Here is a 13,868-nt window from a genome sequence, read left to right on the forward strand (position 1 = left end):
CCGGAATCGCGGTCAGTTCACAGCGTTCCGCGAAGCACGTTCCAGAGGTCGTTCTGCCGCTTCTGGAGGACGGCGACCGGCGAGACGACCCGGTACTCGCCGGTTTCCTTCTGTTCGGCCAGTCCCTCGCTCTCGAAGGATTCGAGCGTCGACTCGACGACGTCCTCCGAGAAGATGACCCGACTGGCGATGTCGGCGGGCGTGCCGCTGCCGAGCGTCTGCGCGGCGAGATACACCGAGACGCGCTGGGGGCTCTCCAGGACCTCGACGAGCAGTTCGTTGACGAGGCCGCCGCCCGTCTCCTTGTCGGGGACCTGCGTTTTGACCATCTCGTCTTCGGTCAGCGGTTCGGCCTCCTGTAAGCGCTCTTCGAGGTGTGCGAGGGCCGTCTTCCGGGCTTTGCCGTCCTCTTCGCGCTCGATGAGTCGCTCCAGCGAAGCGGGTTCGGTGATGTCGTCCGCGAGGGCTTTCAGTTCCGCGACGGTGACGTCGGCAGGGTCGACGTCGACGAGGTCATCGGCCCGAATCTCGTCGTCGGTCGTAAAGCCCACCTCGCCGTAGCCGTCGACCTGCAGGCCGAGTTCGATCTCGTGGACGCCCATGCGCAGGCGCTCGCGGTCCAGAATCACCTGCACCGTCTCCGCGAGGTCCAACTCCAGTGGGTTCTCCGGCGTTATCTCGTCGGCCCTGAAGCGTTCCTCCGGCGAAACCTCGAGGATGATGTCCTCCTTCGGAACGTCCTCCCCGTCCACTCGGGCCGCCGTCACGCCATGAAACCCCGTCTCGATGAGCCGGTTCTTCAGCTCGAATTCGACCCCGCGTTCGGTGTTTTCGAGGCTCTCCCACGTGAAGAGCCGCTCGAGATACTGCTCTATCATATGCCGAGCGTCCGTCTCCGCGTACTTCGGTCTGTCGTCAACTCTACACGACGGATTCGCCGTTTTTGGGGACTGTCCAATCCCCGTTTTCCCCCGACCGAAAGAGGCACCACCCTCGAAACCCTGTATCCGATAATGAGCCAACAGGCCGAGCCGCTCGACGTCGAGCGTCTTCGCGAGGACTTTCCCATCCTGAAGCGGGAGTTCGACGGGACGCAACTCGTCTATCTCGACAACGCGGCCACGACCCAGACGCCGGAACCGGTCATCGAGTCCATCACGGACTACTACCGGCGCTACAACGCCAACGTCCACCGCGGCATCCACCAGTTGAGTCAGGAGGCCTCCATCGCCTACGAGGAGGCCCACGACCGGGTCGCCGAGTTCATCGGCGCCTCCGGCGGCCGCGAGGAAATCGTCTTCACGAAGAACACGACCGAGTCGATGAACCTCGTCGCCTACGCGTGGGGGCTGAACGAACTCGGCCCCGGTGACGAGGTCGTGCTGACGGAGATGGAACACCACTCGTCGCTGGTCACGTGGCAGCAAATCGCCAAGCGCACCGGCGCCGACTACAAGTACATCCCCATCACCGACGAGGGCCGTCTCGACATGGACGCCGCCCGCGAGATGATTACCGACGACACGCGGATGGTCTCGGCGGTCCACGTCTCGAACACGCTCGGGACCATCAACCCCGTCGGCGAACTGGCCGACATCGCCCACGACCACGACGCCTACATGTTCGTCGACGGCGCCCAGTCGGTGCCGAACCGCCCGGTCGACGTCGAGGCAATCGACGCCGACTTCATGGCCTTCTCCGGCCACAAGATGTGCGGCCCGACGGGCATCGGCGTCCTCTACGGCAAGGAACACATCCTCGAGGGGATGGAGCCGTACCTCTACGGCGGCGAGATGATACTGAAAGTCACCTACGAGGATTCGAAGTGGAACGAACTGCCGTGGAAGTACGAAGCCGGCACGCCGCCCATCTCGCAGGGTATCGCGCTGGCGGAGGCCTGCGACTATCTCGACGATATCGGCCTCGAGAACATCCAGCGCCACGAGGCCGAACTCGCCGAGTACGCCTACGAGCAGTTGACCGCGAAGGACGACGTGGAGGTCTACGGCCCGCCCGCCGACGACCGCGGCGGCCTCGTCGCCTTCAACCTCGACGGCGTCCACGCTCACGACCTCTCCAGCATCCTCAACGACAGCGCCGTCGCCATCCGCGCCGGCGACCACTGCACCCAACCGCTCCACGACGTCCTCGGCACCGCCGCGTCCGCGCGAGCCTCGTTCTACCTCTACAACACGAAGGCAGAGGTCGACGAACTGGTCGAAGCGGTCGACGACGCGCGACAGCTCTTTAAGTAACTCAGGACTCCTTTCCCCGATATTCGACCTCGAAGACCCGCCCGAGACCCATCAGCCCGGCGACGCCGAGCGTCGCGATGTTGGCGTAGTGGCGACCGGGAACGGCGAAAGCGGTCGCGACGAGCGCGCTGGCACCCAAAAGGAGATGGATGCGGATACTGGGCACGTAGTCGGTCGCGAGGTCGGCGACGACCGCGGCGAGGGCGGGCACCGCGGCCAGCATCGCGAAGACGACGACCGCGTCGGGTTGGTTCCGCCCGTAGGCGGTGTTGGCGGCGAGGAGACACGCCGCACCCGCGAGCGCGAGGATGAGGCCGTCGTCGGAGATTCGCGTCCCGCCGCCTTCGTCGTCGCCGTCGTCGCTCATACCCACCCCTGCTGGCGGGAGGGTATTCGCCTTTGTGCTCCATGCCGTCGCTCGCACCCCACGTCGGCGATGCGGGGAATACAGAGCGGACGACCCGTGTCGGAGCGTACCACCCCGACCGACGCCCTTTTGAGTGTCATTCCCCTTCCCTAGGACAACAATGGGTATGGGCTCGGACATGTACCGCCAGCAGATCCTCGACCACTACAAGAATCCCCGCAACTACGGGGAACTCGAGGACCCCGACATCGAGCACGTCGGCGAGAACCCGATGTGCGGCGACACCATCAAGATGTTCGTGGAACTGGCGGACGACGACGAGACGATAGAGCACGTGAGTTTCATCGGCGACGGCTGCGCCATCAGTCAGGCCTCCGCGAGCATGCTCTCCGGCGAACTGCAGGGCAAGACCCTCGGGGAGGTCCGAGAGATGGACCGCGAGGACATCGAGGACATGCTGGGCGTCGAACTCAGCCCGATGCGTATCAAATGCGCCGTCCTCGCCGAGAAAGTCGCACAGGACGGCATCAAGATTCACGAGGGCGACGCCGACATCGACGAGACGACGACGGAGTAGAACGGACCTCCAGCTTTTTGGTGGGTGGGAACGTACCACATAGTATGTCCACCGAGGAGCAACAGCCCCACGTACGGTTCGGTCAGACCGTCTACGACGACGAGGGCAACGAACTGGGACAGGTCCGGAACTTCGGCGACGACGGGTTCTACGTATCGATGCTGGAGGGCGTCTCGACGGCCTCTCAGGCCGAGAGCAAGGCCGGCGAGAAGACGCTGATGTGGCGCTGCATGGAGTGTGGAGAGGTCGGCGAAATCGACGACATTCCGGACATGTGTCCCTCCTGCGGCGCCTCCGGGGAGAGCATCGCATACCTCGAAGAGGACTGAGCAGGGGCGGACCGAGAACGCACCTTTTCTATCCGGCCGCTCGAAGCGGGCAGTATGAACGTCGTCGTCTTCGGCGCCGGCAGTCTCGGGAGCCTGCTCGGCGGCCTCCTCGCCCGCGAACACGCGGTGACGCTCGTCGGGCGCGACCCGCACATGGAAACCGTCCGGGCCGAGGGCCTCCGCATCACCGGCGCCGTCGAGGAGACCGTGTATCCGGAGGCGAGAACGGACCCGCCCGCCGAGGCCGACCTCGCGCTCGTCTGCGTGAAGGCCTTCGATACGCCGAAGGCGGCCGACGCGCTCGCCGACGTCGACCTCGACTGCTGTCTCTCGGTGCAGAACGGCATGGGCAACGAGAACCTACTGGCCGAGCGCCTCGACGTGCCCGTGCTGGCGGGCACCTGCACCTACGGCGCGCTCTCGTCGACCCCCGGCGTCGTCCGCTGTACCGGCATCGGTGAAGTCGTCCTCGGCGCCCGGGAGGGTGGCCACTCGGCGGCCGCCGAGACGGTCGGCGAGGCCTTCGAGTCGGCCGATATCGTCACGGCCGTCGCCGAGGACATGCCGCGGCGACTCTGGGAGAAACTCGCGGTCAACGCCGGCATCAACGCGACGACGGCGCTGGCCCGCGTCGATAACGGCGCGCTACTGGACGGCGATGCGAACGCCGTCGCGACGGCGGCGGGCCGAGAGGTCGCTCGCGTCGCTCGTGCGGAGGGCGTCGACCTCTCGCAGGCCGAGGCCGAGCGGGCGGTCGAACGCGTCGCCGAGGCGACCGCCGACAACACCTCCTCGATGCAGCAGGACGTACTCGCCGAGCGGCGAACCGAGGTCGACGCCATCGGCGGCTACGTCCTCGAACGGGCCGACGAACGCGGCATCGACGTGCCCGTCAACGCGACGATGACGCGGCTGTTGCGGGCGTGGGAGAGCGGTCAGGGGTTCCGTCCCTAGTTAGAGTTCCAGCACGTACCGGTTCTCCTGATAGGTACCCTCGCCGATGCGGGTCCGGCTTTCGTCGGCCCGTTCGAAGCCGAACCGCTCGTAGAAGGCGTTTCCGGGGTCGTTCTCCGCGAGCACCATCGCGTGTATTCGGTCGACGTCGTAGCCGGCGAGTGCCTGCCGCGTCCCTTCGAGTAACTCGCCGCCGACGCCCCGCCCCCGGTGGTCGGGATGGACGTAGAGTCGGAGGATGTACCCCTCGGCTTCGGACCCGTTCCACGTCGCGTGTGCGAAGCCGACGACCTCGCCGTCGCGTTCGGCGACCAACAGTTCCGTCCGCCCCTCGGCGATGGCATCCGCGAGTCCGTCGGACCCGTACCACTCCGAAACCGCCTCCTGCGCCGTCTCTCTGGTCAGAATCGCCGGGTAATCCACCTCCCACGACCGCTCGGCGACCCGTCTGATAGCGTCGATGTCCGCATCAGTCGCCTCTCGTAGTTCCATGCCATCACATACCACGCCCTCGCCGTTAGACCTTTCTCTGCATCCAGCGCGCTCGAAAGCCAGCCTCGCCGCTCGCTACTCCATGTAGCCGAGGTCCTGAAGCCGCTCTTTGGCCTCCTCGTCCATGTGGTCGAGCGCCTCGTCGGCGTCCGCGGCGGCGTCGCCCCACTCGTCGGCCGCCCGGTCCTCGAAGCGTTCGAGTGCGGCCAGCACCTCCTCGATGACCTCGTCGTCGGTTCCCACGCGCTCGGTTTCGCCGGGGTCCGTATCGAGGCGATAGGCCTCGTCCGGAATCCGCTCGTTTCGGATGTACTTGCCGTCGGGGCGCCGGGCGGCCCGCATCCGCGAGTAGAACCGGGAGTTCTCGTCGAGGTCGATACCGGCCTCGGCGGCCTTCGTTTCGAGTTGATTGAGTTCGACCACGGGCCGGTGATAGTCGACGAAGGCGAACTCGCCGTCCTCGATGTCCCGGCCCTCGGTCAGCAGGGAGCGGTTCGAGTCGAAACGGCGGGAGCCGACCCGGTCGGTGTAGTCGGCAGCGCCCGTGGCGTCCAGCACGGTATCGTAGAGGTCCAGCAGTTCGACCTGCTCGTCGGTGCGGCCCGCCTCGACGTCGGGGTGTTTGACCATTAGCGGGACGTTGACCAGCGGGTCGTAGATGCCGAACTCGTGGCCGTAGAGGCCGTGTTCGCCGTGGAGTTCGCCGTGGTCCGCACAGACGACGACCAGCGTGTCGTCCCACTGGTCGGTCTCCTTGAGGTGGTCGAAAAGCCGCTGGAGTTCCGCGTCGATGTGGCGGATTTCGGCGTCGTAGAGGCCCTCGATGTCCTCGAACTCCTCGTCGCTAATCGCCCGTGCGCCCGAGTTGTACTCCTTGGAGTTCTGACAGACTGCGTGGGGGTCGACGCCCGGCGCGAACTCCTCGCGGTACTCCTCGGGCGGGTAGTACGGCAGGTGGGCGTCCATCAGGTTGATGAAGGCGAACCAGTCGTCGTTGTCGTCGATGAAGTCCATCGTGTTGTCGACGATACGCGGCGTCTTCGAGGCCTCGCCCTCGCCGCTGGCGAGATATTCGTGAATCTCGTTGCCGACCTCGACGAGGCGGTCGGCGACGCCGCGGAACCGGCTATCGGTGAGTTTCTGCCAGAAACTCGCCAGCGCGCCCGAGAGGACGTCGCCGGGCAGGACCTTGAAGAAGTTGTCCTGGTCCTCGAAGCCAGCAGTGAGTCGGGTGTAGGGCGTAATCCACGCGTTCGAGGAGTAGCAGGCGGTCGCATAGCCCGCCTCGGAGACGGTCTGTGCGAGCGTGCCCATATCGTCAGGCAGGTAGGGCGCCTCCTGTGTGGCGGTGTGCTGGGCCGGATACCGGCCCGTGAACATCGAACCGTGGACGGGCAGCGTCCACGGCGCCTGCGCGACGGCCTGCTCGTAGACGAGCGCCTCCTCGGCGAAGGCCTCCAGTCCCGGTGTCGTCGGCCGGTCGTAGCCGTAGGGCGTCAGGTGGCTCTTGCGAACCGTATCCATTACCACGAACAGCACGTTCCGGCCGTCGTCAGCGGGCATGCTGGCTGACACTCCGGGAGTTGGAGGCTTAAATACCGTGGTGTACCCTCAGCGCGCCGTTGGCCCGCCGTCACTCGAAAAGCGGTTCGAGTTCGCTCTCGTAGCAGGTCCGACAGACGTACCGGTCGATGACCCCCGATTCGCCGTGGGTGTGGACGAGCACGTGGACCGTCTCGTCGAACGGGACCTCACGCGAGCACATCCCGCATGCCTCCACCGCCATACCCATAGCTGTGTTCCGTGTGACCAAATACCATTCCCTCGTGGGAGCGAAGTCACAGCTAAGGGCCGGTAGAAAACGGGGAAATTACGCGCGAGTTAGAACGGGGCTTCGGGACCTTCGTCGGCCTCGTCGTCGCTGTCGCCCTCGTGGCCGGGGAAGGACGGCGACATCTGGCCGCCGGCCATGCCCTCGCTGCCGCCGCTCATGCCGGTGTCGGCGTGGACGGTGTCGATTTCGGGAATCTCCTCGGTCATCCGACTCTTGATGGCCTGAATCGTCATGGGGGAGATGCCACAGCCGGAACAGGCGCCACCGAGCATGATGGTGACCTCGCCGGCCTCGCGGTCGAGGTTCTGGACGGCGGCGCTGCCGCCATGCATCTGAATCTGCGGGAAGTTGCGCCGGAGGAAGTTGCTGATGCGCTCGCGAAGGTCCTCGTCGGCGTCGGCGGGTTCGGTGCTCATGAAAGGGCCTATGCAGTGCAGGCGTATGAAGATTTGGCTCCCGGCGTCGGTCGGCATCGCCGTCCGGCGTCCGCCGACCGAGCGACGGCTGTCTGACGGGAGTTTATAGGCGATGCTGACGGCTACGTAGATATGCCAACGCGCCGCCATCTGCTCGCTACCGCCGGAATCGCCGTCGCGGGAGCCGGCTGTATGGGTGCCCTCGGCGACGAGGGCGATTCGAGCCCCGAAGACGACGGCAACCCGACGACCGAATCGGCCGCGACCATCGAACTCGGGGAACTCGCCGTCGAGAACAACCACGAGGAGGCCCACCAGATACAGCTCGCCATCGAGGACGGCGAGGAGGTCCTCGAACTGGGGACCTACGACCTCGAAGCCGGCGGCAGCACGACCGTCGAGGGAGAATGGCTAGAGGAGGCCGGCGACTACCGCATCCACGCACGGCTGGACGACGGCGAGGTTCGGACCGCCGACATCTCGGAGAAGGGCGGCGAGGAGGTCGACTGCGTGCGGGTGCTGGTTCGGGTCGGCCGCGGCGGCCGACTCGACATCTGGGACGGCGCCGGCTGTGAAGACGCTTAGTTCTCGAAGGTCCGTTCGAGTTCCGTCTCTATCTCCTCGACGTACTCCTCGAGGACCGCCTCGAACTTCTCTTCGCTCGCGACGACGCCGGTCAGGCGGTCGTAGGGGTCCTCGGGCACTTCGAGGTAGAAGCCCTCCTCGTCGTCGTAGAACGGCTCGGACTCGTTGAGTATCTGCTGATCGATGCCGTGAACCAGCGTCGAATCGTAGGTCTCGTTGACGCGGTTGAAGGCGTTCTTGTAGGCCTGCTGGAGCTGCGGGAAGAAGTCGGTGAACTTCTTTTCCTCGAAGGTTTCGGCGTCCATGCGCCGCTGTTAGGCGCGGGCGCCTAAAAGACGGTCGAACGCGACCGCGGCCGGTCCCGCAGGGGAGCGAACACAAGCGACTTGACCGCCCCGGGAGAGACGCCGGTATGTACCGGAGCGGTGCGTTCGTCGCCGACCACGTCACGCCCACGACCGACGAGCAGGTCCAGCCCAACGGGGTCGACCTGACGCTCGAAGCCGTCTACGAACAGCGCGAACCCGGCCGCATCGGACGGGACGGCAAGGAGGTCGGGTCCCGCCACCGCCGCCCGGCCGACCCCGTCGTCGAAGGGTCCTCCATCGACGAGGTGACCGAACAGAACGACACCTACTACCTCCCGCCGGGCGGCTACGTCGTCCAGTACGCCGAAATCGTCTCGATTCCCGACGACCACGTCGGCTTCATCTACCCCCGCTCGTCGCTGATGCGGAACTCCTGTATGCTCAACACCGCCGTCTGGGACGCCGGCTACGAGGGGAAAGGCGAGGGGCTGCTCGAAGTTCACCACGACATCGAGATCGAGACCGGCGCCCGCATCGCCCAGCTCGTCCTCGCGGAAGCCGAAGGCGAGGCGACCTACGACGGCAGTTACCAGAACGAGAACCTCTAGCCGGCCACCACAACGGGGGCCCGTATCGCCTCCCCAACCGCGTTCGCTATCGGGCTCGAGTGCCACTCCGAGTATCGACTTAAAACACCAGACATGCACAGCCAAATCGCTATCGGTGGGGAAACGAATGGACCGACAACTCCGAGGTTCGGGGGCCTCCCACACAATGTCATTCAGTAACGCACGGCGGCTGTTCGCGCTGTTGGTGGCGGTGCTGGTCGTCTGCTCGTTCGTCGCCGTTCCCGTCGCGGGAGTAGGCGACGGCACCACGCTGGGAGACGGCTTCGACGGGACGAGTAGTTCGACCGACTCGGACACCACCGACTCCGAGGACGGGGCGTCAAGCGACGACACCGACGAGACGTCGAGCACGGGGGATACGTCGACCACCGACGAGACGGAAGACGACTCCGACGACGGCGATACATCGACCGATGGAACCGACGACGGCGACACCTCCACCGACGACGAAACCGACACGAACACGACGGACGAGGTGCGGGACACCGTCGAGAGAACGGCCGACGCCCTCGACGAGTCGACCGATACGACCACCGACACCGTCGACGACACGACCGAGACCGTCGAGGACACCGTCGACGACACCACGGATACGGTCGAGACGACCACCGAGGACTCCGTCGAGACGCTTTCGCTTGGCGAGGCGCTCGTCTCGCCAGCATCGACCGACCCCGCTGACGTCGTCTCCCCCCAACTGTCCACCGACGAGTCGCTGCAACTCGACGGGACCGATGGTGACGGAGTCGATGACACCGGAGCCGACACGGACCGTGCCAGCTACCACGAGACCGCGGTCGCCGACGCCGACGATGCCGACGACGGCCACGCTGTCGCGGCGACTACGACCAGCGGCGCCGGCGGCCAACCGGTTCCCGACGCCCCCGTCGGTGGCGCCGCCATCAGCATTAGCATGCTCGCAGCGATGGCCGCTCTCCGAACCACGCCGCTGGTCGCCGGCGGCGTTCCCACCCTCGGGTCCATCAGCGCCAGCATTTCGATGCCGGCCATCCTGAGTAAGCTTCGGCCCTTCGTCTTCCCGCTCCGATACAGCCGCTACGACGATTCGGACCCCCTCGAACACGAGGCCCGCGAGGAGGTCTACGAAATCGTCAACGAGTCCCCCGGCTCCTACCTCTCGGAACTCTCCGAGGAGGCCGACCTCCCGCTGTCGACGACGCGACACCACGTCAGGGTCCTCGAACGCGAGGACCTCGTCTCCGGCGCCAAACTGCGGGGCAAGCGCCGCTTCTATCCCGCCTACGCCGAAGGCGTCGAACTCGCCGCCGCGCTCAACGACGAGGCGACCGCCACCATCATCGACGCCATCGCCCGCCTCGGCGCCGCCTCCGTCAGCGACCTCGCCGACGACATCGGCCGAGACCCCTCGACCATCAGCCACCACCTCCAGCGACTCGAAGAGGACGGCATCATCACGCGCGAACGCGAGGGACGTGCCGTCATGAACAAGCTCTCCGGGGAGGCCCGGACCGCGCTCGAACCCGACTCGACGCCCCGGCCCGGCGACAGCAGCAGCGCCATCGCCGGCGGCGCGGACTGACGGCGCCGTCTTCGGCCCTCGCGTGAACAGCGAGACGGACTACTCCTCGGACGGCGACAGGTCCAGAACCTCGTGTTCGGTCCCGTCGCCCGCGGCGAACCGTACGACCGGGCGGCTGAACTTCTGCGTGTTCGACCCCGCCGTCGAACGGACTTCCAGTCGCTCGCCGTCGCGGTCGCCGCCCGCGATTCGAAGGTCGAGCCCCACGACGCCTTCCTCGTCGCTTTCGGGCGCCGCGTAGTGTGTCTCCCGGACCTCGCCGCTGTACGTGTCGTCCTCGACCCGAACGGTCAGCCGCTCGCCCGCCTCGGCGCGGTTCATCACGTCTATGAGTTCCGTCGTGGTCTTCATTGAACGGTCTATACGGCCAGAGCGACAAAAGAGTCACTGAACTAGAACGAACGGGGAACGATGGAACCTCGGACAGAGCCAAAACGCGGCTGCCCTATTCGATTTCGACGGTGTCGGTCGCGTTCTGTTCGTCGTTCAGGCGAATTTCGACCTCGTAGTCGCCCGGTTCCGAGGGGTTGTCGACCGCCGGATAGCTGACGACGACGGTGTCGCCTGCCTGTAGCGTGTAGTCGGTTTCGAGGGTGATATCGAAGGAGTATTCGTTGTTGTTGACGCCGCTGATGTGCGTCTCGTTGAACTCCGATTCGAGTTCGCCGTCGCCGTCGGTATCGACCCCGAGCTGGATCTGGTCGTGTTGAGCGGCATCGACGGTGAAGTTCTCACGGGGGTACGTCGCCCCGATAGCCGTCAACTCGGTGTCGGCAGTCGTCTCGTTGGCATCGATACGAAGCGTCTGTGTCACGTTCGTCGCACCGGGGTCGTCGTTTTCGACAGCCACGTCGTCAGGTGTCCCGTCCGGTGACCCGCCGTTGAGCGCTGCACACCCGGAGAACGCTACCATCGTCACGACTGCAACCACGAGTAAAATCCGTCGCACGCCGGATTCTGTCGCTTCCACGAGGGGTAAATCTTCTGGCACAGGACCGGTAGCCAGTAGCCATCTGGTATCCATCCGATTCGACTCGTCATCCCACATACGATGGGTTTTCCGTGTGGCGTCCTTCATCCGCATATGACGATTACTACTGGCGATTCCGTGACGCTGGAGTACACGGGCCGACTGGACGACGAGACCGTATTCGACACCTCACGGGAGACCGTCGCCGAGGAAGCGGGACTAGCCGAAGCCCAACCCGACCGGGAGTACACCCCGCTGACGGTCGACGTCGGCGCCGAACAGGTCATCGAAGGCATGGAGGAGGGCCTCATCGGCATGGAAGCCGGCGAGACGGCAACCCTGACGATTCCGCCCGAGAAAGCCTACGGCGAACGAAGCGAGGAGAACGTCCAGGAGTTCGACGCCGACGAGCTTCAGGAGATGCTCGGCGGTCAGACGCCCGAGGAGGGCGCCTACCTCGAAGCTCAGAACGGCCAGCACGGCGAAATCATCCACTCCGGCGAGGACGTCGTTCGCGTGGACTTCAACCCCGAACTCGCTGGCGAAACCCTGACGTTCGACATCGAAATCGTCGACGTCAACTAACGGTTGAGCGTTTCTAACGACTGCTGGCAGTAATTCTACGATACCATTTATTAGACTCGCCGGGACGCCTGCGAGCGAAGCAAGCAGGACTAGGCGAACGTAGCGAAGTGAAGGAATGGACCAGCTGGGATTTGAACCCAGGGCCTCTTCCTTGCGAAGGAAGCGATCTGCCGCTGATCTACTGGCCCGCGATTTTCAGTTATCGATTCGGCCGTTTGTACCTTCCGTTTTGCAACACCGAAGGCGACGAAAGCAGTCGCGCGTGAGTGTTGCGGCGGGCGAAACCCGGGTGACGACCGGTCGAAAGCGTCCTCGCTATCGGCGACTCCTACGGAGTCGCGCTAGTCTTCGAGGACGATCTCGATGGAGACGTCGTTCGGGACCTGAATCCGCATCAGCTGGCGGAGCGCGCGTTCGTCGGCGTCGATGTCGATGAGACGCTTGTGGACGCGCATCTCCCAGTGTTCCCACGTCGCAGTCCCCTCACCGTCGGGGGACTTGCGGGCGGGAATCTCCAGCGTTTTCGTCGGGAGCGGAACCGGGCCCGAAAGCTCGACGCCGGTCTTGTCCGCGATTTCGCGGACGTCTTCCGTGATGTCGTCGAGGTCCTCGGGTGCCGTGCCCGCGAGGCGAACGCGTGCCTGTTGCATGCGTTATCGCTCGTTGATGCTGAGGACCTTGCCGGCCGCGACGGTCTGACCCATGTCACGGATGGCGAAGCTGCCCAGCTCGGGGATCTCGTTCGAGGACTCGATGCTGAGCGGCTTCTGGGGTCGGACCGTCACGACGGCGGCGTCGCCGGACTGGATGAAGTCCGGGTTCTCCTCGGCGACCTCGCCGGAGGAGGGGTCGATTTTCTTGTCGATGGACTCGATGGTACACGCGACCTGCGCCGTGTGGGCGTGGAAGACCGGCGTGTAGCCAGCGGTGATGACCGACGGGTGCTGCATGACGACGACCTGCGCCTGGAAGGTCTCGGCGACCGACGGCGGGTCGTCGGCGGGACCACAGACGTCACCACGGCGGATGTCGTCCTTACCGATGCCACGGACGTTGAAGCCAACGTTGTCACCGGGCTCGGCCTTGGGGACCTCTTCGTGGTGCATCTCGATGGTCTTGACCTCGCCACCGACGTCCGACGGCTGGAACGAGACGTTGTCGCCGGTGTTGAGGATGCCGGTCTCGATACGGCCGACCGGGACCGTACCGATGCCGGAGATGGTGTAGACGTCCTGAATCGGGAGGCGCAGCGGCGCGTCCGTCGGCGGCTGCGGCTCCGGCAGGTCGTTGAGGGCCTCGAGCAGGGACGGGCCGTCGTACCAGGGCGTGTTCTCGGAGGCCTCGGAGACGTTGTCCCCCTCGAAGGCCGAGGTGGGGATGTACTTGGCGTCGTCCGTGTTGAAGCGGACCTGCTGGAGCAGTTCGTTGACCTCGTCAACGACTGCCTTGTACTTGTTCTCGTCGTAGTCGACGAGGTCCATCTTGTTGACCGCGATGATGAGTTCGTCGATGCCGAGGGTACGAGCCAGGAAGACGTGCTCCTGGGTCTGCGGCTGGACACCGTCGTCGGCGGCGACGACGAGGACCGCGTTGTCGGCCTGGCTCGCGCCAGTAATCATGTTCTTGACGAAGTCGCGGTGGCCCGGACAGTCGACGATGGTGAAGTAGTACTCGTCGGTGTCGAACTCCTGGTGGGCGATGTCGATGGTGACACCACGCTCTCGCTCCTCGGCGAGGTTGTCCATCACGTAGGCGAACTCGAAGCCGCCCTTGCCCTTCTCTTCGGCTTCCTCTTTGTGCTGTTCGATGACGTGCTCGGGGACGCTCCCTGTCTCGTAGAGAAGTCGCCCGACCATCGTGCTCTTACCGTGGTCAACGTGGCCGATTACGGCCAAGTTCTGGTGCGGTTTGTCACTCATTGTATTCTCACGCGCGAATGCGCTGTGTCCGAATCTTTTGTTGGTGGCCCGTAAAACGATTTCGAAAGGGATTCGGCCGAAACCGGGCGC

19 protein-coding genes and 1 tRNA gene are annotated in these 13,868 nt (G+C 65.1%); 8 read left to right on the top strand and 12 right to left on the bottom strand.

Annotated features, from left to right (window positions below; translation table 11 throughout):
- Positions 1 to 17: 17 nt before the first annotated feature.
- Positions 18 to 878: a hypothetical protein gene (locus U5914_RS07065; protein ID WP_336135052.1), complete on the bottom strand. Its 861-nt coding sequence runs from the start codon at positions 876 to 878 to the stop codon at positions 18 to 20.
- Between the two features lie 135 nt (positions 879 to 1,013).
- On the opposite strand from U5914_RS07065, the gene U5914_RS07070 reads away from it, so the two are divergent.
- Positions 1,014 to 2,255, top strand: a complete 1,242-nt coding sequence (locus U5914_RS07070) for an aminotransferase class V-fold PLP-dependent enzyme (protein WP_336135053.1) — start codon at positions 1,014 to 1,016, stop codon at positions 2,253 to 2,255.
- 1 nt (position 2,256) lies between these two features.
- Here U5914_RS07070 and U5914_RS07075 read toward each other — a convergent pair whose 3' ends face one another.
- Entirely contained in the window at positions 2,257 to 2,622 is a 366-nt protein-coding gene (locus U5914_RS07075; RefSeq protein ID WP_336135054.1) for a hypothetical protein, read from the bottom strand.
- A gap of 160 nt (positions 2,623 to 2,782) precedes the next feature.
- On the opposite strand from U5914_RS07075, the gene sufU reads away from it, so the two are divergent.
- From sufU to U5914_RS07090, 3 genes are read left to right on the top strand one after another with little or no spacing between them, the layout of a single operon-like run.
- Positions 2,783 to 3,199, top strand: coding sequence for a Fe-S cluster assembly sulfur transfer protein SufU (gene sufU / locus U5914_RS07080; RefSeq protein ID WP_336135055.1), 417 nt, complete (start codon positions 2,783 to 2,785; stop codon positions 3,197 to 3,199).
- A 44-nt stretch (positions 3,200 to 3,243) separates the two neighbouring features.
- Positions 3,244 to 3,528: a DUF7130 family rubredoxin-like protein gene (locus U5914_RS07085; protein WP_336135056.1), complete on the top strand. Its 285-nt coding sequence runs from the start codon at positions 3,244 to 3,246 to the stop codon at positions 3,526 to 3,528.
- Positions 3,529 to 3,582: 54 nt separating this feature from the next.
- Complete coding sequence (locus U5914_RS07090) at positions 3,583 to 4,482, top strand: ketopantoate reductase family protein (RefSeq protein WP_336135057.1); 900 nt, start codon at positions 3,583 to 3,585, stop codon at positions 4,480 to 4,482.
- On the opposite strand, the gene U5914_RS07095 is transcribed toward U5914_RS07090, so the two are convergent.
- The 4 genes from U5914_RS07095 to U5914_RS07110 all read right to left on the bottom strand — a co-directional run bounded on the left by U5914_RS07095 (position 4,483) and on the right by U5914_RS07110 (position 7,224).
- On the bottom strand, positions 4,483 to 4,974 hold the full coding sequence (locus U5914_RS07095) for a GNAT family N-acetyltransferase (RefSeq protein WP_336135058.1): 492 nt from the start codon (positions 4,972 to 4,974) through the stop codon (positions 4,483 to 4,485). It lies immediately after the preceding gene.
- Between the two features lie 75 nt (positions 4,975 to 5,049).
- The gene (locus U5914_RS07100; RefSeq protein ID WP_336135059.1) at positions 5,050 to 6,537 is read right to left on the bottom strand and encodes a sulfatase; all 1,488 of its coding nucleotides are present in this window, start codon (positions 6,535 to 6,537) and stop codon (positions 5,050 to 5,052) included.
- A 70-nt stretch (positions 6,538 to 6,607) separates the two neighbouring features.
- Positions 6,608 to 6,760: a hypothetical protein gene (locus U5914_RS07105; RefSeq protein ID WP_336135060.1), complete on the bottom strand. Its 153-nt coding sequence runs from the start codon at positions 6,758 to 6,760 to the stop codon at positions 6,608 to 6,610.
- A gap of 95 nt (positions 6,761 to 6,855) precedes the next feature.
- Positions 6,856 to 7,224: a NifU family protein gene (locus U5914_RS07110; protein ID WP_336135061.1), complete on the bottom strand. Its 369-nt coding sequence runs from the start codon at positions 7,222 to 7,224 to the stop codon at positions 6,856 to 6,858.
- A 132-nt stretch (positions 7,225 to 7,356) separates the two neighbouring features.
- Here U5914_RS07110 and U5914_RS07115 point away from each other — a divergent pair, with 132 nt between their 5' ends.
- Positions 7,357 to 7,809 (top strand): Ig-like domain-containing protein, encoded by a 453-nt coding sequence (locus U5914_RS07115; RefSeq protein WP_336135062.1) that lies wholly within the window; start codon positions 7,357 to 7,359, stop codon positions 7,807 to 7,809.
- Here the strand turns inward: U5914_RS07115 and U5914_RS07120 are convergent.
- Positions 7,806 to 8,114, bottom strand: coding sequence for a DUF5783 family protein (locus tag U5914_RS07120; protein WP_336135063.1), 309 nt, complete (start codon positions 8,112 to 8,114; stop codon positions 7,806 to 7,808). The genes U5914_RS07115 and U5914_RS07120 overlap by 4 nt on opposite strands.
- 107 nt (positions 8,115 to 8,221) lie before the next feature.
- Between U5914_RS07120 and U5914_RS07125 the strand changes: the two genes are divergently transcribed.
- Together U5914_RS07125 and U5914_RS07130 are read left to right on the top strand one after the other, a co-directional pair.
- Positions 8,222 to 8,725: a deoxyuridine 5'-triphosphate nucleotidohydrolase gene (locus tag U5914_RS07125; RefSeq protein WP_336135064.1), complete on the top strand. Its 504-nt coding sequence runs from the start codon at positions 8,222 to 8,224 to the stop codon at positions 8,723 to 8,725.
- Between the two features lie 166 nt (positions 8,726 to 8,891).
- A complete protein-coding gene (locus tag U5914_RS07130) occupies positions 8,892 to 10,304 on the top strand; it encodes a winged helix-turn-helix transcriptional regulator (protein WP_336135065.1) in 1,413 nt (470 codons plus the stop codon).
- Positions 10,305 to 10,343: 39 nt separating this feature from the next.
- On the opposite strand, the gene U5914_RS07135 is transcribed toward U5914_RS07130, so the two are convergent.
- Together U5914_RS07135 and U5914_RS07140 are read right to left on the bottom strand one after the other, a co-directional pair.
- On the bottom strand, positions 10,344 to 10,655 hold the full coding sequence (locus U5914_RS07135) for a hypothetical protein (protein ID WP_336135066.1): 312 nt from the start codon (positions 10,653 to 10,655) through the stop codon (positions 10,344 to 10,346).
- Between the two features lie 94 nt (positions 10,656 to 10,749).
- Positions 10,750 to 11,253, bottom strand: a complete 504-nt coding sequence (locus U5914_RS07140; protein ID WP_336135067.1) for a hypothetical protein — start codon at positions 11,251 to 11,253, stop codon at positions 10,750 to 10,752.
- Between the two features lie 135 nt (positions 11,254 to 11,388).
- Here U5914_RS07140 and U5914_RS07145 point away from each other — a divergent pair, with 135 nt between their 5' ends.
- Positions 11,389 to 11,859, top strand: coding sequence for an FKBP-type peptidyl-prolyl cis-trans isomerase (locus tag U5914_RS07145; protein ID WP_336135068.1), 471 nt, complete (start codon positions 11,389 to 11,391; stop codon positions 11,857 to 11,859).
- A 116-nt stretch (positions 11,860 to 11,975) separates the two neighbouring features.
- On the opposite strand, the gene U5914_RS07150 is transcribed toward U5914_RS07145, so the two are convergent.
- From U5914_RS07150 to tuf, 3 genes are all read right to left on the bottom strand, one after another.
- A tRNA-Ala gene (locus U5914_RS07150) sits at positions 11,976 to 12,047 on the bottom strand.
- Positions 12,048 to 12,200: 153 nt separating this feature from the next.
- Positions 12,201 to 12,509, bottom strand: coding sequence for a 30S ribosomal protein S10 (gene rpsJ, locus U5914_RS07155; RefSeq protein WP_178289712.1), 309 nt, complete (start codon positions 12,507 to 12,509; stop codon positions 12,201 to 12,203).
- A gap of 3 nt (positions 12,510 to 12,512) precedes the next feature.
- The gene (gene tuf / locus U5914_RS07160) at positions 12,513 to 13,778 is read right to left on the bottom strand and encodes a translation elongation factor EF-1 subunit alpha (protein ID WP_178289713.1); all 1,266 of its coding nucleotides are present in this window, start codon (positions 13,776 to 13,778) and stop codon (positions 12,513 to 12,515) included.
- Positions 13,779 to 13,868: the final 90 nt, after the last annotated feature.

It is taken from the genome of Natronomonas amylolytica (assembly GCF_037031205.1).
GTDB lineage: Archaea > Halobacteriota > Halobacteria > Halobacteriales > Haloarculaceae > Natronomonas > Natronomonas amylolytica.

Coding starts and splice junctions, on each gene's coding strand:
- U5914_RS07065 (WP_336135052.1), bottom strand. CDS start 878: ATGATAGAGCAGTATCTCGAGCGGCTCTTCACGTGGGAGAGCCTCGAA.
- U5914_RS07070 (WP_336135053.1), top strand. CDS start 1,014: ATGAGCCAACAGGCCGAGCCGCTCGACGTCGAGCGTCTTCGCGAGGAC.
- U5914_RS07075 (WP_336135054.1), bottom strand. CDS start 2,622: ATGAGCGACGACGGCGACGACGAAGGCGGCGGGACGCGAATCTCCGAC.
- sufU (WP_336135055.1), top strand. CDS start 2,783: ATGGGTATGGGCTCGGACATGTACCGCCAGCAGATCCTCGACCACTAC.
- U5914_RS07085 (WP_336135056.1), top strand. CDS start 3,244: ATGTCCACCGAGGAGCAACAGCCCCACGTACGGTTCGGTCAGACCGTC.
- U5914_RS07090 (WP_336135057.1), top strand. CDS start 3,583: ATGAACGTCGTCGTCTTCGGCGCCGGCAGTCTCGGGAGCCTGCTCGGC.
- U5914_RS07095 (WP_336135058.1), bottom strand. CDS start 4,974: ATGGAACTACGAGAGGCGACTGATGCGGACATCGACGCTATCAGACGG.
- U5914_RS07100 (WP_336135059.1), bottom strand. CDS start 6,537: ATGCCCGCTGACGACGGCCGGAACGTGCTGTTCGTGGTAATGGATACG.
- U5914_RS07105 (WP_336135060.1), bottom strand. CDS start 6,760: ATGGCGGTGGAGGCATGCGGGATGTGCTCGCGTGAGGTCCCGTTCGAC.
- U5914_RS07110 (WP_336135061.1), bottom strand. CDS start 7,224: ATGAGCACCGAACCCGCCGACGCCGACGAGGACCTTCGCGAGCGCATC.
- U5914_RS07115 (WP_336135062.1), top strand. CDS start 7,357: ATGCCAACGCGCCGCCATCTGCTCGCTACCGCCGGAATCGCCGTCGCG.
- U5914_RS07120 (WP_336135063.1), bottom strand. CDS start 8,114: ATGGACGCCGAAACCTTCGAGGAAAAGAAGTTCACCGACTTCTTCCCG.
- U5914_RS07125 (WP_336135064.1), top strand. CDS start 8,222: ATGTACCGGAGCGGTGCGTTCGTCGCCGACCACGTCACGCCCACGACC.
- U5914_RS07130 (WP_336135065.1), top strand. CDS start 8,892: ATGTCATTCAGTAACGCACGGCGGCTGTTCGCGCTGTTGGTGGCGGTG.
- U5914_RS07135 (WP_336135066.1), bottom strand. CDS start 10,655: ATGAAGACCACGACGGAACTCATAGACGTGATGAACCGCGCCGAGGCG.
- U5914_RS07145 (WP_336135068.1), top strand. CDS start 11,389: ATGACGATTACTACTGGCGATTCCGTGACGCTGGAGTACACGGGCCGA.
- rpsJ (WP_178289712.1), bottom strand. CDS start 12,509: ATGCAACAGGCACGCGTTCGCCTCGCGGGCACGGCACCCGAGGACCTC.
- tuf (WP_178289713.1), bottom strand. CDS start 13,778: ATGAGTGACAAACCGCACCAGAACTTGGCCGTAATCGGCCACGTTGAC.